Source organism: Aliiroseovarius salicola, assembly GCF_027891095.1.
Taxonomy (GTDB): domain Bacteria; phylum Pseudomonadota; class Alphaproteobacteria; order Rhodobacterales; family Rhodobacteraceae; genus Aliiroseovarius; species Aliiroseovarius salicola.
This window is the reverse complement of sequence record NZ_JAQIIO010000006.1, coordinates 162,049-182,474: the sequence shown is the minus strand read 5'-3', so window position 1 is coordinate 182,474 and position 20,426 is coordinate 162,049. Positions and strand designations below refer to the sequence as shown.

Genomic DNA, 20,426 nt, shown 5'->3' with positions numbered 1-20,426 from the left:
CTAACGATTCTAAAGCTTCTCCAACGGTAATTTATCATCAGGAAACAATCTGTCGAATTTGAAAGAATTGACCCCAATAGAAGATCAAACATCCGTAAAATTTCATACAATATATAGATTATTTCAGTGAACTCTATTTCCGTATTCATACGGTGAAGACTGTGTAGGATCTGGAAACAAATGCACAAAGATTACCACTTATGCGGGATTTCACCCCTAATAAAAAAAGAATTTTTCCTGGTTAATTGCAAATTCAAAGTGAATGCTTTGCACGTTTTCTGTGAGAAAGAACAATTTATAGGAAACAATCGTTAAAATCCGACTGCCTTATTTTTTCCACATTTTGTCCAAAAATTAACCACTTCTTTTTTCCTGGGCAGTCTGTGTTCGCTTTTTCCCCTTTGGTTAGGGGGGGATTTTCGATAATTTGTAATGGCCCACTGGGGGGCGAAATCTATAGGCCACGGGGGCGGCCGCACAAGTTTCATGGTGTAACCCATGGAGGGAGTGTGTCCGTTGTTTGCCAGAAGGTAAATTGGCACATTTGAACGCGAAATGCTCGGGACGGTTCTTTGCCGGTCTACGGTTGGTTCTGGGCCAAATCGGTTTTTCTTCTCCAAAAACGGGTACAACAAACCTTGGTTCGTGCGGTCGCCAATGAGATGACCAACGCCCTGTGAAGGGTGTGCAAACTGAGGATCGAGAAATGGCGATGCGAACATTGTCACATGGATGCGGATCTGAGCGTACCAACAGATTTGGTGTACAGGGGAAGATACCAACTGCGAACCAACAAGTGGGCGCGTTGGCTGTGAAGAGTAGAGGATATATTTTTATGAGTGCTATTGTACCTGTCCCCGTCCAATTTTGCATGTTTGATCGGGAGGCATTTCTCAAGGCTTACGCACAACACAACAGATCATTCGGGATTGCGTCTTTCTTTCCCGGCAAAATCAATGTGCGAGATCTATACCAGAAAACCTGCGACATCCCGGCAATCAACTTTTTAATCAAAGCCTTGGGGCGGATAAATTTGAGCAAGGTTACAAAATAAAATGGCTGCCTATACTTATCCCACTCTGATTTATCTCGGTAATTATTCAACCACCGACAGTGTTGAAGGCGATTTCACCACAGAACTCGCTGATACCCTGATTGGGTTGGAACACGATTATTCTGAATTGAGCCTGGTAACCGTCACCGCAGTAGATCGCAATCATGATGGCGTGATCGATGTGGATGAGGGCAATCCGAATAGCGATTACGTCACATACGACACAGGTACTGGCGAAGCCAGCCAGACCACAGACAGCACCATGAGCGCGCTTGCTGAGATCACTTTGGCAGATGGTTCAGTACAGACCATCGAAGTTGTTTTGGTGCAGATGCAGAACGGAGATCTTTTCATTACCGATCTGTTGGATGGTGGCACATTGGATAATCTGGATATTTCCAATATCGAGATTTTGGAAATCACCGGGGAGATCGATAGCGGTTGGCACACGGACCAGAGCGTTAACGACACAACTTTCGCAGCACTTGACGCGCAGCCAGATGGCATCGTTGACGGTACCGACGGAAACGATGTGATCGACACCTCGTATACCGGAGATCCTCATGGCGATTTAATAGACGCAGGTGATGCAATCCTGTCGGGTGAAGAACCCAACGATGACATCGTGCAGGCGGGTAATGGCGATGATCTAGTCAAGGCTGGGCTCGGGGATGACGAGATTTATGCCGGCAGCGGTGATGACACGGTTTTCGGCGGTGTAGGTGACGATCTGATCCATGGCGGTACAGGAAATGACGTGCTGCACGGCGATAATTACGATGACACCGACTATTTTGATGAGTTTGAGCACGATATATCCAACATCGTTCTCTACTATGACACCGATGGTGATGGCGAATTTGACTATTCGGTGAAAGTAGATGAATTCCCAGATTCCAGTTCAGAGACCTTCATCAGCAATGATCTGGATGACTTCTACGCCCAACTACAGGCTTTTGTGATTTCCCAAGACCCAACACTTGAGGGGTTGGAACCTGTGATCGGGGTATCGATCAAGGGCAGCACAGATGAAATCTTCTATTCTGTCGAAGGTAACTCAAATGGGTCAGCCCCGGATGACGGCCCCATTCTGAATACTGGTCCCGAAAACGACTTTGTTGTTCAGTATTCGGACTTTTATGAAATCTATGATCCCGATCTCAACAATGGTTCCGGCACAGACGGCACCTTCGACGATACGATTTACGGTGGTGACGGGAACGACACGATCTACGGGAATTTGGGTGACGACCTGATTGATGGTGGGTCGGGTACGGATACCATGTCGGGTGGTGATGATCGTGACACCTTTATTAACGTCAACAGTGGCGATGTTGTTGATGGCAATGAAGGCGGAAACGATTGGGATACGCTGGACCTGACGGGTGCTGCACCAAGCAATGGATCACTTCATGTAACCTATGATCCGGAAAATTCTGAAAACGGTGTGGTCGAGTTCTTCGATGAAAACGGTGACAGCACCGGTACGATGGAATTCTTCAACATCGAAAACGTCACTCCCTGCTTTACACCAGGCACGCTGATTGCGACGCCAAAAGGCGAACGTAGGGTCGAAGAACTGCGGGTCGGCGACCGGGTAATTACACGGGACAATGGCATTCAGGAAATCCGTTGGGTCGGGGGCAAACCGGTCAGCTGGCAGGATATGAGAAAGTCGGGGCACCTAAAGCCGATCCTGATCACAGCCGGTTCTTTGGGCAATGGTCTGCCGGAACGAGATTTGATGGTAAGTCCGAACCATCGTGTCTTGGTAGCCAATGATCGCACCACGCTTTACTTTGATGAACGCGAGGTTCTCGCAGCTGCAAAGCATCTGGTGGACAACAAAGGGATCTTTCAGGCGGAAACACGCGGAATGACCTATATTCACTTCATGTTTGACCGGCATGAGGTTGTGTTGTCGGATGGGGCCTGGACTGAAAGCTTCCAACCAAGTGATTACTCACTCAAAGGTATTGGAAACTCACAACGAAATGAGATTTTCGAATTGTTCCCCGAACTGGCATCGCGCGAAGGGTTGGAGGACTACGAATCTGCGCGTCGAACGTTGAAAAAACACGAAGCGGCGTTGCTTACATAGATGAATGGTCCACTTGAACGGCGGATTAACTAAGTTTCAACGGGGGTTGAAACCATGGGTCTCGTGCAATTGGCGCGGGACCCAATATGATTTAGCCCGTTGAACGTCATGACGAGGTCGTTGCTCATAAAGAAATACGTGCGGCTAGAGAGACATAGGTGGAAATGGGGCAAAATTATGAGAGCGACACAGCTCCTGAAAGGGGTTCGCTTTACATTTTCGATAAATTTGCTTTTTTTTCCCCTGTCTGTTCACATTTCAGACGTGATTAATCTATACCCATCGATGTATGTAACAAGTGAAATGAGGTAAGCGCATGTTTGAATTGCGTGTAAAAGAAATAGAATACGATATTTCCCGTTATGACGTGCCAAAAGGGCCCCAAGGTTTTAGAGCGCGCCATGGAAGTCCTTCACGTCAAAAAATACGCAGTAATCTCAGCGATGCCGGAATATCGTTAAACGCTTTGGTTCGTACCGCACGCGGGCAAATTCCTGCGCGTGAATTACGCATCGGGGATCAGATGGTAACGCGCGACAATGGTTTGCAGACGTTACGCTGGATCGGACAATCTCGCCCTCGACCGGAGCAAGGACCGCTTGTTCGGGTTCTCGGTGCAGATAAAAGCCAAACACAGGTACTATTGGCTCCGGGAAATTTGGTTCTACTGACAAATGACCGAGCGAACCTTTTGTTTGGGTCCTCCGAAGTGCTTTGCCCGGTTCAAAGTTTGTTTGCTTCAAGCCAATTTGAACGGGAGGTTTCCGCGACACCAACTCTATGCCATCTGCTGTTCGATCATTGTGAGTTGATCGAAATCGGAGGTGTTTGGGTTGAATCACATTGCCCCGACATGCCGCGAATTAGGCATACGGATCCCGAATTGTTTGATGAGATCGTGAGGGTAATGCCACGACTTGCGCATGATACGGCTATCGCCAACTATATTCGGAACCATATCGTTCTGAATGATCACGAAGTTACATGCCTTTTCACTTGAAACGCTTCTTGTAGTTCGCCCAATCCGTTGGCGTATCCAAATCCGTCAAAGCGTGGTGCTCAGGCAGAGGAACCTTTATGATGTCTTCGCGCAACAACAAGTCCTTAGCGCCTTGATCTCCACGCAGCGCAGTCATTCCATTAAACAAACGTTTGGGGATAAGTACCGGATGCCCGGGTGATCCGTCTTGCGAAGCCCCTCGTACTACGGAACCATGTTGATAGTTACGGGCCACTTCCTGAATATCCAAAGTTGTCAAATCTGGCATATCGGCAAGCAGGACCAGCACCCCATCATAGCTGTTGCCAATAGATTTAAATCCGGTGGCAAGGGCTTCTCCCATTCCAAGATACGCCGTTAGACAGGGAAGGGCGTTTAAGTTCCCGTTGGGAATAAGCGCCCATCGGTGTGGGGCGTTTTTCTTCTGGGGAAGCACAACTGTCAGATCAAGTCCGGTCGCCAGTGCAGTTTCGATCCGATCCGCCAGAAGCGGTTGCCCACCGATCGATAACATCAGCTTGTCAGCTCCTCCCATCCGCTTCGACTGACCTGCGGCCAGCAACAGAATGCAGAGATGGGGAGAGCCTTTCATTTACTTTTCTGGGATCAGACCGCGTGGACTGAAGCGTAGCACCAGAAGCAGTACAATTCCCATTGAGAACAACCGCATATGTGCCGCAGAGTTCAGTAGATGTGCCTTCAACGAAGACCCGTCTTCCATCCCGAAGGTGACAACCTGCATCAGCCAATTGCCAATCGGCTCAACTTTGATCCAGAAGAACCAAATCAGCAAACCGCCCAGTACCGAGCCAAAATTATTGCCCGATCCGCCAACGATCACCATGACCCAAATCAGGAAGGTGAAACGCAGTGGTTGGTAGGACCCGGGAGTCAACTGCCCGTCCAGCGTGGTCATCATCGCACCGGCCAGACCACAAATGGCAGAGCCCAGAACAAAGATCTGTAGATGGCGTTTGGTTACGTTTTTGCCCATGGCCTGAGCCGCGACTTCATTGTCACGGATCGCACGCATCATCCGGCCCCAAGGCGACTTCAGCGACAGTTGGGCGAGAACCAGAAGCACAAGGAGTACAGCGGTGAACAGCAGACCGTAAGACAGCTTTACCGCAATGGTCGATGCCGTGGTCACATCGGCCCCCCAGCTTTCTGCCTTCGCCACAAACTCGGCGCTGTTCTGTAGGTCAACCTCGTAAGGCACGGGACGAGGCAGGCCGATGACGTTCTTTACACCTCGGGCCAGCCAATCTTCGTTTTTCACTACGGCCAGCACAATCTCGGCAATGCCCAGCGTGGCAATGGCAAGGTAATCTGAACGCAGACCAAGAGCGGTTTTTCCGACGATCCATGCAGCGCCAGCTGCCAACAGGCCACCTACAGGCCACGCGATCAGTGCCATATAGCCATGATCCTTGTAACCGTCCGGACCACCGGGGTTGAGACCGCCGATGTTACCGGTCGAGGCCGGGTTGATCGCTTCGACACCTTCCACACCGCCGTCAAAGACATAGCGGAACAGGAAGAACCCGATGGCCAGCAAAGCAAACAGGGCTATTCCGCGATTGCGGCCCGGTGCCATGCGTTTGAAAAGTGAAATCGCCGCAGCCACCGTTCCAGCCCCAAGCAGCAGGCTAAATACAATTTGGAACCCGCCACCGGTCCAGGCGCCCGGCGTGGCAGGCATCGAGATCAGCACAGTCGCCAGACCGCCAAGAGCGACAAAGCCCATGATACCGACATTGAAAAGCCCCGCATAACCCCATTGAAGGTTCACCCCCAACGCCATGATCGCCGAGATCAACGCCATATTGAGGATCGCAAGCGAAGTGTTCCAGCTGCCGGAGAAGACCCAGAACGAGGTGGTGCCTTCGAGGATGAACAGAAGTGCCATGACGGCAAACAGGATCGGAGTGCGCATATCCTTGGTCATACCGATTGCCCCTTGAATAGCCCGGTGGGCTTGATCAGCAGAACCACGATCAGGATCACGAAACTGACCGCGAATTTATAGTCGGTGGAAAGTAGTTGGGCGAGACCCGATGGCTCCAACGCTTCAGGCAGCAGATAGACCGCCACCTTCTTCCAGGCATAGGTGATCGTGACCTCGGAAAAGGCAATCACGAAACCACCGGCAATCGCGCCAAGCGGGTTGCCGAGCCCGCCAACAATGGCGGAGGCAAAGATTGGCAGCAGAAGCTGGAAATATGTGAAGGGTTTGAAGCTCTTGTCCAGACCGTAAAGCACACCTGCGATGGTTATTAGCGAGGCAACGATGATCCAAGTGACCATCACCACGCGCTCCGGGTTGATGCCCGACAGCAGAGCCAGATCTTCGTTGTCACTAAAGGCACGCATCGATTTGCCGGTGCGGGTCTTGTTTAGGAACCAGAACAGGAACGCCACAATCAAAATTGCTGTGATCACAGTGATGCCCTGACTGGTTTTGAAGGCCAGACCTTCGCGAAGCCCGGTCATCTCTTTGAAATCACGCGCCTTTATGATGAAACGTGCACCATCGGCAAACCGCTGTTCTCCCGGCCCAATTAGAAAGCGTACCACACCGTTCATGATAAACATGACGCCAAGCGATGCCATCACAAACACAATCGGTTTGGCTTTCACCTGACGATAGAAGCGATAGACCATGCGGTCTGTCGCCAACACCATCAGCGCGGTTCCAAGGATGCCGAAGGGCAGGGCGAGTAGGGCGGTTGGCAGGGGCGAGATCGACACGCCCATCGACTGGAACCACCAAGTGACAAAGATCGTGATCATCGCACCAAAGGCCATGCTGTCGCCATGGGCGAAGTTGGAAAAGCGTAGGATGCCATAGATCATTGTGACCCCCAGCGCGCCAATGGCGAGCTGCGAGCCGTAAGCGATGGCGGGGATCAGAACAAAGTTACTGAGCGCCACAATTGCATTGAGAAAGTCCATAATCAGCCTCCCAGGAACGATTGGCGGACCTCAGGGTCGGCCAGAAGGGATTTGCCAGTTCCGGTGTGGGCATTGCGCCCCTGAACAAGAACATAACCTTTGTCAGCGATTTCGAGGGCTTGGCGAGCGTTTTGCTCCACCATCAGGATCGAGATCCCGGTTTTTGCCACTTCGATGATCCGGTCAAAAAGTTCGTCCATCACGATGGGGGATACCCCAGCGGTGGGTTCGTCCAGCATCAGAACGCTCGGTTTGGTCATTAACGCGCGGCCCACGGCCACCTGTTGACGTTGACCGCCAGACAGCTCACCCGCGGCCTGATTGCGTTTTTCGCGCAGGATCGGGAAAAGCTCGTAAACCTGTTCGATGGTCTCAGAGATATCGTCGGTGCGGATAAATCCGCCCATCTCGAGGTTCTCTTCCACACTCATCGAGCCAAAGATATTGTGGGTCTGGGGAACAAAACCCATGCCCTTGTATACGCGGGCTTGCGGAGACAGATTGGTGATGTCTTCGCCATCCAGACGCACTGCGCCCTGTCGCAGGTTCAGCATCCCAAACACGGCTTTCATGCCAGTTGATTTGCCTGCGCCATTGGGGCCGACAATCACGGCAATTTCGCCTTTTTCGACGGAGATGGTGCAATCATGCAGGATGTCCGGACCATGTCTGCCATAGCCGCCGGTCATGTTGTCACCAATCAGGAAAGGGTCAGCCATTTACGCGTCCTCTTTCTTGTTCTTGAGCCCGGTGCCGAGATAAGCCTCGATCACCTGTTCATTGGCCTTAATCTCGGCCAATGTGCCCTGTGCGAGTACTTTGCCCTCAGCCATACAGATGACCGGGTCGCAAAGTTTTTCGATGAAATCCATGTCGTGTTCGATCACAACAAAGGTGTATCCACGCTCTTCATTCAGGCGCTTGATCGCGTCGGCGATGGTGTAGAGCAGGGTGCGGTTCACGCCGGCGCCCACCTCATCGAGGAACACGATCTTGGCGTCGACCATCATGGTGCGGCCCAATTCCAGGAGCTTTTTCTGGCCCCCCGAAATCTCACCCGCCCGCAGATCTGCAATGTGGGAAATGGTCAGAAATTCAAGAACTTCGTCCGCTTTGGCCCGCAGGGCGCGTTCTTCATCCGCGATGCGTTTGCGACCGAACCAGGTGTTCCAGAGTTGTTCACCTGACTGACCACCCGGAACCATCATCAGGTTCTCGCGACAGGTCATCGAGCCAAACTCATGGGCAATCTGGAACGTACGCAACAAGCCCTTATGAAACAATTCATGCGGAGGCAGGCCGGTGATGTCTTCACCAGCCATGGTGATCCGACCAGAGGTCGGTTTCAGCACACCGGCAATCACGTTAAAGAGCGTGGTCTTGCCCGCCCCGTTGGGGCCAATCAGCCCGGTGATCGAGCGATCTTCGATCCGCATCGTTGCACCATCCACAGCCCGAAAGCCGCCAAAGTGCTTGTGAACGTCTTCTATGACGATCATGTTTTCCCCTCTCACAACCTTAAGATGGCCGCGTATCTTACGGAAACAGCCCGGAAAAATCCGGGCTGCATCGTTTCTGTTATGGCGTCAGATTCAGCGGAATTTAACCGTTTCGATTTTGCCGCCATCGATCTTGATCTCGCGGTATCCGCCGGAGGCTTCGCCACCATTGATCAGTTCAACCGCGGTGGCGCCGACATAGTCGATTTCGCCACCATCAGCCAGGATCTGCAGGCCTTTTGCGAGTTCACCCGGATAGATTTTCTCACCCGGAGCGTTGGCAACCATTTCCACCTTCGAAGCGTAGTCAGCAGATTCAGCCGAACCAGCAGCCTGCATCGCCAGAAGGATCAAAGCTGCAGCGTCGTAGCTTTCACCAGTGTAGGGGCTGTCGACGGTGAACTTGTCACCCACAAGATCAGCAAAGGTCGAAGCACCCGGGCTGTCTGTACCCGCGATCTGCCCGGTTGAGCCCTCGATTTCTGACCCGAAGTTGTTCTCGAGGTTCTCACCGATCATGCCGTCTGGGAAGTGGAACATGTCAAATGCACCGGTGTCGAGCGCGCCGCGTACGATGCCTGCACCACCTTGATCCACGTAACCGGCAACAACCAGAAGGTCACCGCCTGCCGAGGCCAGAGCACCAACTTCTGCGGTGTAGTCAGCTTTACCGTCTTCGTGAGCAGCGACGATGGTCACTTCACCGCCAGCGGCTTCAAACGCGGCTTTGAAAGCGTCAGCCATGCCTTTGCCGTAGTCGTTGTTGGTGTAGGTCACAGCAACAGAACCAACGCCATTTTCTTTCAGAATGTCTGACATGACGCTCGACTGACGTGCATCTGACGGAGCGGTGCGGAAGAACAGTCCGTTGTCTTCAGCATCGGTCAGGCCCGGCGAAGTTGCCGAAGGTGAGATCATTACGATGCCATTCGGAACAGCAACGTTTGCCAGAACCGCACCGGTAACACCCGAGCAATCCGGGCCCATCAGACCTTTGACGCCATCCGAGGTGATCAGTTTTTCAGCAGCAGCGGTTGCTGCGGCACTGTCTACACAAGTCGAATCTGCACGAACGGATTCAACGGTCTTTCCGCCGAGCAAAAGACCCGAGGCAGAAACTTCTGCCATGGCAAGCTCTGCACCACCCGCCATATGCGGGGTCAGGCTTTCGATGGGCCCGGTATAGCCGAGAATAGTACCCAGTTTGATGACATCTCCATCAGCAAATGCGGCGCCAGTCATCAGTGCAGTGGCAGCGGTCGCCATCAGCATCTTTTTCATATTTTTCTCTCCCAATTGGAAAATTCTCCCAAAGGTCACACTAGGGCCGAATAAGGAAAATGAAAAGACCCGCATGCGAAGAAATGACTCGCAAATCCGTCGCGACATCAATTCGGTCTTCTCAACCGGACCGGTCATTGCCCAACAGTTAAAACCCCAGACAACCACTTGGAATTCATAAGTAAAACCTAGGATGTTCGTTCTGGCAAAGGAATGTTCGGGCTACCCTGACTGGCTGCCGCGTTCCCGATAAGGTGTAGTTTCATAATGCGACCGGTAGCATTTCGAGAAATGCGACGGGCTGGAAAAACCACAGGCAAGCGCAACGTTGATCACGCTCATATTCGTCTGCATCAACAGGTTCCGCGCTTTTTGCAGGCGCAGTTCCATATAGTAGCGTTTGGGTGAACGGTTGAGATAACGGCGGAAGAGGCGTTCCAATTGTCGGGTGGACATCCCAACCTCAGTGGCCAGTACAGAAGGAGAGATTGGCTCTTCGATATTGGCTTCCATACGCTGAATAACTTCGGACAGTTTCGGATGACGTACACCGATCCGCGTCGGAACGGACAGGCGTTGACTGTCGCGATCAGTACGGATCGAAGTATAGATCTGCTGATCTGCCACCACGTTGGCGATCTCTTCTCCACGCTGCTGGGCAATCAGCTTCAGCATCAGGTCCATTGACGCGGTGCCACCCGCAGCGGTCATACGCGAACCGTCAATGACAAATACCCGTTTTGTCAGTTCTACATCGTCGAATTCTTCTGCAAAACTGTCGTGGTTTTCCCAATGAATCGTGGCGCGTTTGTCCGTCAGAAGACCTGCTTTTGCCATGATGTGCGACGCGGTACAGAGTCCCGCAATCTTGACACCTCGGCGCGCTTCGCGACGCAGCCAGTTAAGCAGTTTCTGAGAACAGTTTGACTGCACGTTTACCCCTGAGCAGATGACCATGATGTCATCTCGTTTCAACTCACCCAGATCGCCATCAACCTGAAATACTGCCCCGGCAGAACAAGTGACGGGCTGCCCGCCTTCGCTGAGCAACACCCAGTCGTAAATCTCACGCCCAGATGCGCGATTGGCAATCCGCAGCGCATCGACAGCGCCCGCAAAACTCAAAAGAGTAAACTCATTCACCAGCACAAACACATAGCGGCATTGGCCGTCCGTTTGGGCATTGTTTGGTGTTGTGTTTTGAACCATGTGCGACTCACTTGCTTGAGAGGGCTGGTGTTAAGGTGAAATTGACCACATCAGTTTTAGAGCGACCCTTCAAGTGAATTTAATCCGAAGACCGAATATTCCCGATGTGAACTAGATATTTAACGCCAACAAGACAGCGTATTTTTACCAGGGTATCAGCAGCATATCGCAACGGTTAAATCGCGGCAAATGCTCCTGTTTTGCTATCAAAACTTCTAAACATTTCGTCACTGTTTGCACCTGCCGATCTTAGACGCTATCAAGAGGGCCTTGATGCCCCAGAGGAGGGGGCAATACTGAAAAATGGAGCAAAGATTATGACGGATTGGGAAAAGTCGGCCTGGCGTGCAAAGCCAAGAGTGCAGATGCCTGACTATACCGACCCGGCTGCGTTGGCCGAGGTCGAAGCGCAGCTTGGGAAGTATCCCCCATTGGTCTTTGCGGGTGAAGCTATCCGGCTGAAAGAAGAGCTGGGCAAGGCTTCTCGTGGCGAAGCCTTCTTGCTGCAAGGCGGGGATTGTGCGGAGAGTTTCGCGGATTTCTCGGCAGATGGCATTCGTGACACGTTCAAAGTGATGCTGCAAATGGCCATGGTACTGACCTTTGGAGCAAAGGTTCCGGTGGTCAAAGTTGGTCGCATGGCCGGGCAATTTGCCAAACCGCGTTCCGCGCCGACGGAAACAGTGGATGGCGTGGAGCTGCCGAGCTACCGTGGCGATATCATCAACGAACTCGACTTCACGTCTCAGGCACGCATTCCTGATCCACGCAAGATGCTGGCTGCCTACACCCAATCGGCTGCCACACTGAACCTTTTACGCGCGTTTTCGACGGGCGGTCTGGCGGATGTGCATCAGGTGCACCAATGGACGCTTGATTTTACCGAGAGCGACGAGGCCGAAAAATACCGTGCAATGGCCGAACGGATTCAGGATAGCCTTGATTTCATGAAATCCGCAGGCGTGACCGCTGATCGGATGCACACGCTGCAAACCGTAGATTTCTACACCTCTCACGAAAGCCTGCTTCTGGAATATGAAGAAGCGCTGACCCGATTGGACGCCACCACGGGCAAAACCGTGGCCGGTTCGGGGCATATGCTCTGGATTGGTGATCGCACCCGTCAACCAGACGGGGCGCATGTCGAGTTCCTGCGCGGTGTGATCAACCCGATTGGTTTGAAATGCGGCCCAACCACCACGGCTGAGGATCTGAAAGTTCTGATGAACAAGCTGAACCCTGAAAACGAAGCAGGTCGGTTGACGCTGATTGCACGTTTCGGGGCTGGCAAAGTGGGAGATCACCTGCCGCGCCTCATCGAAACCGTCAAATCCGAAGGTGCGAATGTGGTCTGGTCCTGTGATCCGATGCATGGCAACACCATCAAATCGGCTTCAGGCTATAAGACACGGCCCTTCGACAGCGTACTGAAGGAAGTGCAAGATTTCTTTGGCGTGCATCAATCAGAAGGCACCATCCCGGGTGGTGTTCATTTCGAAATGACCGGCACCGATGTGACCGAATGCACTGGCGGTGTTCGTGCCGTGACAGACGAGGACCTCTCGGATCGGTATCACACAGCCTGCGATCCGCGCCTCAACGCATCGCAATCCCTGGAGCTCGCCTTTCTGGTGGCAGAAGAATTGTCTTCGTTGCGTCAACCAAGCGAGGCCCGCAAGGCGGGGTAAGACCCCGGGTTTCGGACTTACCAAAAACACAAGAAAAACCCTGGTTTTCGCCAGGGTTTTTCATTTTACAAAAGCATCATCAGAGCGAACAGGTTCGTGGTTTTCGCAGACCTAAATGAAATTCAGTCAGTTTGAACCAGACGAAGATGTGAAACATCTGATCGTGATTTGATGGGTTTAGATCGTGGTGTTGCATCAGCCTCAAAAGAAAAATCGGTTCTTTGTTCAGCTAAACCCTGAACATCGCGGCAAAGATCCGATGTCGCCTGTTTCAATCGGCTTGCCTCTAAAGCGGCTGCATTGCTTTCGATCCTGGTGATCACCAGATCACGAAAATCAAAACGGCGTGGTGCGCGATTTACCTTATCGTTGATCTGAAATGTCCCCAGAGCGCGGGTAACTCGCCCCTGTTCATCACGCAACGGTGCTATAAACAGTTGAGCTTCGAGATCCTTCTGTGTGAACCCACCTTTGCTAATCAGCGAAGCCTGGATGGTCGAGGGTCCTTCAAACATCTTTTGCAGAGCTTTTTGAAACTGATAGCGCGCCTCAGGCAGGAAGAGAGACGAGATTGGAATTCCGCGCATCTCCATCCCAAGAGCTTCATTCAAACTCTGGCCGCACAGTCTGATCTTGGCGATGCCCGGCGCGATTTGTTCGAGAATAAAAGCATATTCCAGAATGCCTGATATCCCGCGAGGATCGACATCAGATCGAGAGGGGATTGAACCTCCGTTTCGCAGGCCATGCCAATATCCCTCGGCCTGTGCCACCGCCGGGAATTTCTGATCGGTGCGTGCGGCCGCAATGGAAATCACATTGTCGTCTTTTACATAATCGATCTTCATGGCCAATCCCCTTCGACACCAAGTCAATCTTGTTCCTTTGGTGACCGTCTGTTAACTGAATTTGTGGTATTCCTTACCGCAATCTTAATATGCCACATTCCATTAAAGTGTGGTGATAAACCTTATCAAATGGTTAACCGAGAAAACGGGGCAGCAAGACAGATCATGGCGCAATCAATGACAGGCTTTGCAAGTGCAACCGGCGAAAATGGGATCTATGGCTGGAGCTGGGACATGCGTTCGGTCAATGCCCGGGGTCTTGATATGCGCCTGCGCCTACCAGACTGGATCGCGGGGTTGGACGAGGTCCTGCGTCGCGAACTCAAAAAGCATGTGACACGGGGCAATGTCTCTGTCGGGTTACGTGTGACGCGAAATGATGAAACTGGACAGGTGGCGATCAGCCCATCAGGTCTGGCCAATGCGCTGACCCTTCTGGACACGATCAGCGCTGAAGCAAAAGCAAACGGGGTAGACGTGGCCCCCGTCGCCGTTTCGGACATCGCGCAGATGCGGGGGGTGCTTGAGATCAGTTCTGGTTCGAATGAAGACACCAAGGCTCTTTTGGACGCTTTTAAAAAGCAAATTCCTGATCTGGTGGCTCAGTTTGTATCCGAAAGGACCCGCGAGGGGACGGAGTTAATCAAGATCCTGTCCTCACAAGTGGAAGAAGTCGGTCAACTCATCGACAAGGCCGTCACGATGCTGGACGACCGACAGGATGCTCAGAAACAAACGCTAGTCACCGCGTTATCACGTGTGTTGGACAACACTGACGGCGTCGATGCGGATCGGCTGTCGCAGGAACTGGCACTAATCGCTGTGAAAACTGATGTACGTGAAGAAATCGACCGTTTGCGAGCCCATGTTGCTGCTGCTCAGGAACATCTCGAAAGTGACGGTCCGATTGGGCGCAAGCTCGATTTCCTGATGCAGGAGTTCAATCGCGAAGCCAATACGCTTTGTTCCAAGGCGCAGTTCAAGGAACTGACGGCAGTCGGATTGGACCTCAAACACGTGATCGATCAGATGCGTGAACAAGTGCAAAACCTGGAGTGAGTACCATGACTAAATTTGATACACGCAGAGGTCTGCTCATCATTCTCTCATCTCCCTCAGGGGCGGGAAAATCAACGCTCGCCAAGCGACTGATGGAGTGGGATGACAGTTTGCGCTTTTCGGTTTCTGCCACCACACGTGCGCCTCGAAAGGGCGAAGAGGATGGCGTTCATTACCATTTTGTGAATGAGCCGACATTCAAAGGCATGGTGGCCGAAGGCGAGATGTTGGAACATGCCCATGTGTTCGGCAATTTCTACGGATCCCCTGCCGGACCGGTTCGCGATGCAATCGAAGATGGTCGCGACGTTCTTTTTGATGTGGATTGGCAGGGCGCGCAGCAGATTTCGAACTCTGCTTTGCGGGATCACGTATTGTCGATCTTTGTGCTGCCACCTTCGATCACCGAACTTAGACGCCGACTGGTCAGCCGTGGGCAGGACAGTGCCGATGTCATCCAGAAGCGGATGCAGAGAAGCTGGGATGAGATCAGCCATTGGGATGGGTATGATTACGTTCTGGTAAACGATGATTTGGATGCCACGTTCGACAGGTTGAAAACCATTGTTTCAGCCGAACGTCTGCGACGTGCCCAACAACCAGGGCTATTGGAATTTGTCCGCAGCCTGCATTCGGAATTTGAGGAGGGTGAAACATGATCTATGCACTAGACGGAGTTGCTCCTGAAATCAGTCCCGACGCCTGGGTGGCCGCAGATGCCAATCTTATTGGCAAGGTAAGAGTGGCCGCGAAGGCTTCGATTTGGTTTGGTTGCACCCTTCGTGGGGATAATGAGCTTATTGACATTGGTGAAGGCACCAACGTGCAGGAAAATTGCGTTTTTCACACCGACATGGGTTTTCCGCTTTCCATCGGCGCCAATGTCACCGTGGGCCACAAGGTGCTTTTGCATGGTTGCATGATCGGGGATGGCAGTCTGATCGGAATGAATGCGACGATCATGAATGGGGCCAAGATCGGCAAAGGTTGCCTGATCGGGGCAGGGGCCTTGGTGACCGAAGGCAAGGAAATTCCGGACGGGTCCATGGTACTTGGCAGCCCCGGCAAGATCGTGCGGGAAATCGATGACGCCACCAAACAGTCGCTAATCGCCTCAGCCCTGCATTATCAGGAAAACGCCGCGCGTTTCGCGAAAGGACTTAGGCCGGTTTGAGCCCACAAGTGAACTTGGATTTTTCGCTGCGCGCATTCACAGCGTTGAAATCGCTGCCATGTCACGGCTAGACTGATCGTTCATACGGCCTGTGAAAGGACTGACATTCAAACTCACGGGGGTAGGATAGGGGTCCCTTTTGAAGGCACTCATTTTCTTCCGGAGAGAATGTAGCGGTTGAGCGAAAAGAACACGTCACCGTTCCGCTCTAGCTGTTCCTGATCTTCAAGCCAACACGTTTGCTCTTCTTTGCTGAACTCGGGCGAGCCCTCCATTATGGATGTCGCGAAGCCTATGGACTGGCGCGCATATGTTTCTTCTCCCAGACCTCTGTTCAGAACCACGAAACTTTTGACTTTGATATTCGAAAACCCTGCCTGCGATAAACGGTGCGGTAGAGTTCTCGGCAAATACGCATTCGCATAGACCGCCTTGTAGGCATCCATGACCCTTGCCATCAGCTCGGGTTGCCTGGTGCGCCACACCAGCGTATCCCAATCCGTGTCGAGGATGACGACGCGGCCCTGAGGTTTGAGAACGCGATAGGTTTCGGCAAGTGCTTGATCAACATCCTTTAGGAAACAAAACACCTGTGCTGCCGCAACGGCATCGAAGCTCCGGTCTTCGAACGGTAAATCCTGAGCGTCGCCTTGAATGAATTCCCCCTGCGGGTAGATATGACGAGCCATTTCAAGGATGGCTTCCGAAGGATCCAATCCAATCACCTCGCCGCCAGGCCTTACGCGCTCAGCAAGTTCGCGCGCGAAAATCCCGTTGCCGGAGCCGAGTTCCAGGATTTTTTCACCTGATTTTGGAGAAAGAACCCGCATGTGTTTCGAGCGCTGGCGCATCATGTCCTCGGTTCGCGCCATTCGTTCCTGCTGGGCGGCCATCTTTGGGTTGAAAAAATCATTCATCGAACACTCCTGCTTAATCCCTATATCGCGACTTTTGTTTTGTCAGAGATCGGAACCGGTGCCGGTGGCGATTCTCTAAAAATGCCGCCACAGCATCGGGCACCGCACTATCATCAGATCCAAATGTTTTCTAAAAAACACCGTTACACCTTCGCGATACCTGCGGTATCTGCATAGACATTGTGTGGCAGCCACTTTGTGAAGTTCCTAATCAAGCGTGTGTCACCGCTCAGGAATATGTTGCCGTCATCAATTTCACGTGCCAGACTGCGGCGCCCTAGGTAGATACCAGTCAGAACACCGACACGACATTCCACGAATAAGTCCGGTTCCAACTTGGGATCGTGAACACAGAGGTCGGCATCGGCACCGCGTTTGGCAACGATCCAATACGTGTTGTGCTTGCTAGTGGCGTCCGGGAAGTGGAACCGTATAGTGTTTCGACCCTCAATCATTTCCTCAGCTTTAATCCGTCGACGCAGCTTCCACATCAGCATTCCCGCATCTTGATCTGAAAGCGCTATTTCCGCATCCACATGACGCTGAGCCCAGCGGGCCAGTTCGTCAAAAATTGGTTCAAGCTCAACAGCTTTTTGAGTGCGAAAATAGTCAACCGTACCTTGCGCACGGTTTTCTACACGTTCGATCATTCCATTGGCTTCGAGTTCCTTAAGGCGCTTTGACAATAGCCCGGGTGACAGAGCTGGAAGCGCGCGCCGGATTTCGTTGAACCGCGTGTTGCTGTCCCAAAGCTCGCAGAGAATCGGAATGGTCCAACGAGGTTCCAGCACTTCGCAGGCCTTCGAAGTTGGGCAGTAGATCCCATATGTTTTGGTTGCCATAATCAATTCCTCCTGCTTCCAAAAATAGTTTTTTCCACCGGACCTTTCTAGTTCAAAAAAAGTACCGGGACCGCTTCAGTTCCTGCACTATCAGCCGGGTGAGACCGCCTGCCAGAATGAGGATGCATTGAAGAGGAGGCACACAATGACCCGCAAAAATCATACACCCCAGCTCACCGAGTTCGACTTGATGGTGATCCGTGCAGGCGGCCGAACGCAGGTAGAATTCGAAGCAATGGCCGAACGTGGTTTTGGATATGAGGCTCGCTGCATGGTTTGCGCATTCCTTGCAGATACGCTTTACCGAGTTGTCGTAAAATTCGAATCTGGTGCTAACCGTGCCAAGGAAGAATCCCACTACCGGCTAGGCGCATACCCGCCAACTTGACCGAAGATTAGAACTCGAAGCAAACGAAGGGGGGCATGGAACCGCCCCTCCGATGTTTGGAGAGCCAACAAATCGCGCATTTCTCGCCGGTTTGGTCGCGTTCGGGCTCGTTGCTTTTGGTGTCTCCTAGAAGGGTTCAATGACCCACTTCGGCGAATTGGGCTGCGTCACAGCGAGAAACGAGTTGCAATCGCAAGGGGTTTCTGCACGAGCACTCACCGCATCTGCACGTGTCCGGAAAGTCCGCAAAGCGGACTGGACACCTATCTCCAAGTTCGAGAGTAGATCGGTGTAAAAAAGGCCACCAAAAAACTGGTGGCCCTTCTCAAAACATATGTAGCGGGTGGCTTATGCCACGGCCTTGGCGTTGTCATTCAGCCATGCCATCACGTTTTCCGGCGAGCTCTCTCCGTAAGGATCTGCGCCGTGGTTATCTTCGCGGCCGGGTTCTTCGAACCATTTTTCAACTACACCATCCTTGATGATGGCTGCATAGCGCCACGAACGGTCACCAAATCCCACGTTGTCCTTGGCCACCAGCATCCCGATCTGACGAGTGAATTCACCGGACCCATCCGGGATGACATTTACGTTTTCCAGTTCCTGGTTGCGCGCCCAGGCGTTCATGACAAAGCTGTCATTCACGGACATGCAGTAGATCTCGTCGATGCCCATTTTAGCAAACTCTTCCGCACCCTTTTCAAAACCGGGCAGCTGGAAAGTCGAACAGGTGGGTGTGAATGCGCCGGGCAGCGAGAACAGGATCACGCGTTTGCCTGCGAAATAGTCGTCTGACGTCATGTCCTGCCAGCGGAACGGGTTGTCACCACCGATGCTTTCGTCACGCACACGGGTTTTGAAGGTGATATTGGGGACGCGAACGCCTTCTTTCATCTGTCTCGATCCTTATAAAAATTCAATATGTTGGCTGGCGGGGAATCAATTCCTCCGTCCGGACACGCGTCGTATTAGAAACATTCCAAATTGCTCACAATACGTTTCTTTGACGCAGTATGAAAAAGGGCTAAATGTCGGATTTGATCGCGTATATTTCGCCCAGCTATGCGATTATCACAATCCCGCATCCCAAGGGATGCAGAAGGGTGACACCGGGTCAGGCGCACCGTATATAGTGGGGCAATTGGAGGACAAGCCATGCGTGATCTGAAACTGCCCGAAGAGCGCCACCCGGAAAAGGCGCATCGCAAGGACAATGCACAGCCGAAAAAGCCAAGCTGGATTCGCGTGCGCGCTCCCGGTGGCAAGGGCTATGCGGAAACCCACAAGATTATGCGGGAAAACAAGCTCTCGACCGTTTGCGAAGAGGCTGCTTGTCCCAACGCGGGCGAATGCTGGTCACAGGGCCACGCCACCATGATGATCATGGGCGAAATCTGTACTCGTGGCTGCACGTTTTGTAACGTGGCGACCGGTCGTCCCGACGATCTGGACGTGTTTGAGCCGGGCCGCGTGGCAGATGCGGTGAAAAAGCTTGGATTGAACCATGTGGTGATCACCTCTGTGGACCGGGATGACCTTGAAGATGGCGGGGCGGAGCATTTTGCCCAGACCATTCGAGCGATCCGTCACAAGTCGCCCGATACCACCATTGAGATCCTGACACCGGATTTTCTGAAATGTGACACGTCGGTGTTGGAAACCGTGGTCGAGGCCAAGCCTGATGTGTTCAATCACAACCTTGAAACGGTGCCGGGTCTCTATCCCACCGTGCGTCCAGGCGCACGCTATTTTCACTCGCTTCGACTGCTGCAGCGCGTGAAAGAGCTTGATCCCTCGATGTTCACCAAGTCGGGTATCATGGTTGGTCTTGGCGAGGACGCACAAGGTGTGCGCCAGGTGATGGATGACATGCGCGCTGCTAACGTGGATTTCATCACCATCGGCCAGTATCTGCAACCAACGCCGAAACACCACGCGGTGGAGCGGTTTGTGCATCCAGACGAGTTCAAGGATTATGAAAAAGCCGCCTATGGCAAAGGGTTTACCATGGTGTCGGCCACACCGCTGACCCGGTCATCCTATTTTGCTGGCAATGACTTTGAACGACTACGGGCAAATCGCGAAGCCCAATTGTCAGGCAAAAGTTAACGGGGTTGGACGGAAAAAGGGGCTTTGCCCATCGGACTTCGTTCTCACCCCAAGGTATTGCAAGCAAGAAAAAAGGCGTGCGGATGCCCGTGCGCCTTTTGTGTATGCAGTGGTTGTGTCAGGGGCGGAATTTTGGTCTGCCGGACCAGCCTGAAAGCCAGTCTGGCGTTCCGAATACGTATTCATAGCCGACCAATAGAAGGCAGAGGGCTACCACACCCAGCACCAGTTTCACCCGTTTCTCTGACGGTGGATTGCGCGCCCATTTGGACATGCGCAGGAACTGACGCAGATTCATGCGG

Annotated in this window: 20 protein-coding genes; 8 read left to right on the top strand and 12 right to left on the bottom strand. The window is 52.5% G+C overall.

What is annotated here, in order from left to right; translation table 11 throughout:
- Positions 1 to 1,055 precede the first annotated feature (1,055 nt).
- Complete coding sequence (locus O2N63_RS12560; protein WP_271054625.1) at positions 1,056 to 3,155, top strand: Hint domain-containing protein; 2,100 nt, start codon at positions 1,056 to 1,058, stop codon at positions 3,153 to 3,155.
- Positions 3,156 to 3,471: 316 nt separating this feature from the next.
- The gene (locus O2N63_RS12555) at positions 3,472 to 4,155 is read left to right on the top strand and encodes a Hint domain-containing protein (protein ID WP_271054624.1); all 684 of its coding nucleotides are present in this window, start codon (positions 3,472 to 3,474) and stop codon (positions 4,153 to 4,155) included.
- Here O2N63_RS12555 and O2N63_RS12550 read toward each other — a convergent pair.
- The 7 genes from O2N63_RS12550 to O2N63_RS12520 form a co-directional block, all read right to left on the bottom strand.
- Entirely contained in the window at positions 4,148 to 4,747 is a 600-nt protein-coding gene (locus O2N63_RS12550; RefSeq protein ID WP_271054623.1) for a nucleotidyltransferase family protein, read from the bottom strand. The two genes, O2N63_RS12555 and O2N63_RS12550, sit on opposite strands and share 8 nt — an antisense overlap.
- The gene (locus O2N63_RS12545; RefSeq protein WP_271054622.1) at positions 4,748 to 6,103 is read right to left on the bottom strand and encodes a branched-chain amino acid ABC transporter permease; all 1,356 of its coding nucleotides are present in this window, start codon (positions 6,101 to 6,103) and stop codon (positions 4,748 to 4,750) included.
- Positions 6,100 to 7,110 (bottom strand): branched-chain amino acid ABC transporter permease, encoded by a 1,011-nt coding sequence (locus O2N63_RS12540; RefSeq protein WP_271054621.1) that lies wholly within the window; start codon positions 7,108 to 7,110, stop codon positions 6,100 to 6,102. The genes O2N63_RS12545 and O2N63_RS12540 overlap by 4 nt, the downstream gene beginning before the upstream one ends.
- Before the next feature lie 2 nt (positions 7,111 to 7,112).
- Entirely contained in the window at positions 7,113 to 7,829 is a 717-nt protein-coding gene (locus O2N63_RS12535) for an ABC transporter ATP-binding protein (protein WP_271054620.1), read from the bottom strand.
- On the bottom strand, positions 7,830 to 8,609 hold the full coding sequence (locus O2N63_RS12530) for an ABC transporter ATP-binding protein (protein ID WP_271054619.1): 780 nt from the start codon (positions 8,607 to 8,609) through the stop codon (positions 7,830 to 7,832).
- Positions 8,610 to 8,702: 93 nt separating this feature from the next.
- Positions 8,703 to 9,890: an ABC transporter substrate-binding protein gene (locus tag O2N63_RS12525; protein ID WP_271054618.1), complete on the bottom strand. Its 1,188-nt coding sequence runs from the start codon at positions 9,888 to 9,890 to the stop codon at positions 8,703 to 8,705.
- Between the two features lie 222 nt (positions 9,891 to 10,112).
- On the bottom strand, positions 10,113 to 11,099 hold the full coding sequence (locus O2N63_RS12520) for a GlxA family transcriptional regulator (RefSeq protein WP_271054617.1): 987 nt from the start codon (positions 11,097 to 11,099) through the stop codon (positions 10,113 to 10,115).
- A 317-nt stretch (positions 11,100 to 11,416) separates the two neighbouring features.
- Between O2N63_RS12520 and O2N63_RS12515 the strand changes: the two genes are divergently transcribed.
- Positions 11,417 to 12,787, top strand: a complete 1,371-nt coding sequence (locus O2N63_RS12515) for a class II 3-deoxy-7-phosphoheptulonate synthase (protein ID WP_271054616.1) — start codon at positions 11,417 to 11,419, stop codon at positions 12,785 to 12,787.
- Between the two features lie 122 nt (positions 12,788 to 12,909).
- On the opposite strand, the gene O2N63_RS12510 is transcribed toward O2N63_RS12515, so the two are convergent.
- On the bottom strand, positions 12,910 to 13,560 hold the full coding sequence (locus O2N63_RS12510) for a PAS domain-containing protein (RefSeq protein WP_271054615.1): 651 nt from the start codon (positions 13,558 to 13,560) through the stop codon (positions 12,910 to 12,912).
- A gap of 240 nt (positions 13,561 to 13,800) precedes the next feature.
- Between O2N63_RS12510 and O2N63_RS12505 the strand changes: the two genes are divergently transcribed.
- Genes O2N63_RS12505 through O2N63_RS12495 form a run of 3 tightly spaced genes read left to right on the top strand, consistent with a single transcriptional unit; the run spans position 13,801 to position 15,868 of the window.
- On the top strand, positions 13,801 to 14,694 hold the full coding sequence (locus tag O2N63_RS12505; protein ID WP_271054614.1) for a YicC/YloC family endoribonuclease: 894 nt from the start codon (positions 13,801 to 13,803) through the stop codon (positions 14,692 to 14,694).
- A 5-nt stretch (positions 14,695 to 14,699) separates the two neighbouring features.
- On the top strand, positions 14,700 to 15,353 hold the full coding sequence (gene gmk, locus O2N63_RS12500) for a guanylate kinase (protein ID WP_271054613.1): 654 nt from the start codon (positions 14,700 to 14,702) through the stop codon (positions 15,351 to 15,353).
- Positions 15,350 to 15,868 carry a gamma carbonic anhydrase family protein gene (locus O2N63_RS12495; RefSeq protein WP_271054612.1) on the top strand — a complete coding sequence of 173 codons (519 nt, stop codon included), beginning with the start codon at positions 15,350 to 15,352 and terminating at the stop codon, positions 15,866 to 15,868. Before gmk ends, O2N63_RS12495 begins: the two co-directional genes overlap by 4 nt.
- Positions 15,869 to 16,017: 149 nt before the next feature.
- On the opposite strand, the gene O2N63_RS12490 is transcribed toward O2N63_RS12495, so the two are convergent.
- Both O2N63_RS12490 and O2N63_RS12485 read right to left on the bottom strand, forming a co-directional pair.
- Positions 16,018 to 16,785 (bottom strand): methyltransferase domain-containing protein, encoded by a 768-nt coding sequence (locus tag O2N63_RS12490; RefSeq protein WP_271054611.1) that lies wholly within the window; start codon positions 16,783 to 16,785, stop codon positions 16,018 to 16,020.
- Positions 16,786 to 16,928: 143 nt separating this feature from the next.
- The gene (locus O2N63_RS12485; protein WP_271054610.1) at positions 16,929 to 17,627 is read right to left on the bottom strand and encodes a winged helix-turn-helix transcriptional regulator; all 699 of its coding nucleotides are present in this window, start codon (positions 17,625 to 17,627) and stop codon (positions 16,929 to 16,931) included.
- A 145-nt stretch (positions 17,628 to 17,772) separates the two neighbouring features.
- Between O2N63_RS12485 and O2N63_RS12480 the strand changes: the two genes are divergently transcribed.
- Positions 17,773 to 18,015 carry a hypothetical protein gene (locus O2N63_RS12480; RefSeq protein WP_271054609.1) on the top strand — a complete coding sequence of 81 codons (243 nt, stop codon included), beginning with the start codon at positions 17,773 to 17,775 and terminating at the stop codon, positions 18,013 to 18,015.
- A 348-nt stretch (positions 18,016 to 18,363) separates the two neighbouring features.
- Here the strand turns inward: O2N63_RS12480 and O2N63_RS12475 are convergent, their stop codons facing one another.
- On the bottom strand, positions 18,364 to 18,909 hold the full coding sequence (locus O2N63_RS12475; RefSeq protein WP_271054608.1) for a peroxiredoxin: 546 nt from the start codon (positions 18,907 to 18,909) through the stop codon (positions 18,364 to 18,366).
- A 261-nt stretch (positions 18,910 to 19,170) separates the two neighbouring features.
- On the opposite strand from O2N63_RS12475, the gene lipA reads away from it, so the two are divergent.
- Positions 19,171 to 20,124, top strand: a complete 954-nt coding sequence (gene lipA / locus O2N63_RS12470) for a lipoyl synthase (protein WP_271054607.1) — start codon at positions 19,171 to 19,173, stop codon at positions 20,122 to 20,124.
- Between the two features lie 118 nt (positions 20,125 to 20,242).
- On the opposite strand, the gene O2N63_RS12465 is transcribed toward lipA, so the two are convergent.
- Positions 20,243 to 20,422, bottom strand: a complete 180-nt coding sequence (locus tag O2N63_RS12465) for a hypothetical protein (protein ID WP_271054606.1) — start codon at positions 20,420 to 20,422, stop codon at positions 20,243 to 20,245.
- Positions 20,423 to 20,426: the final 4 nt, after the last annotated feature.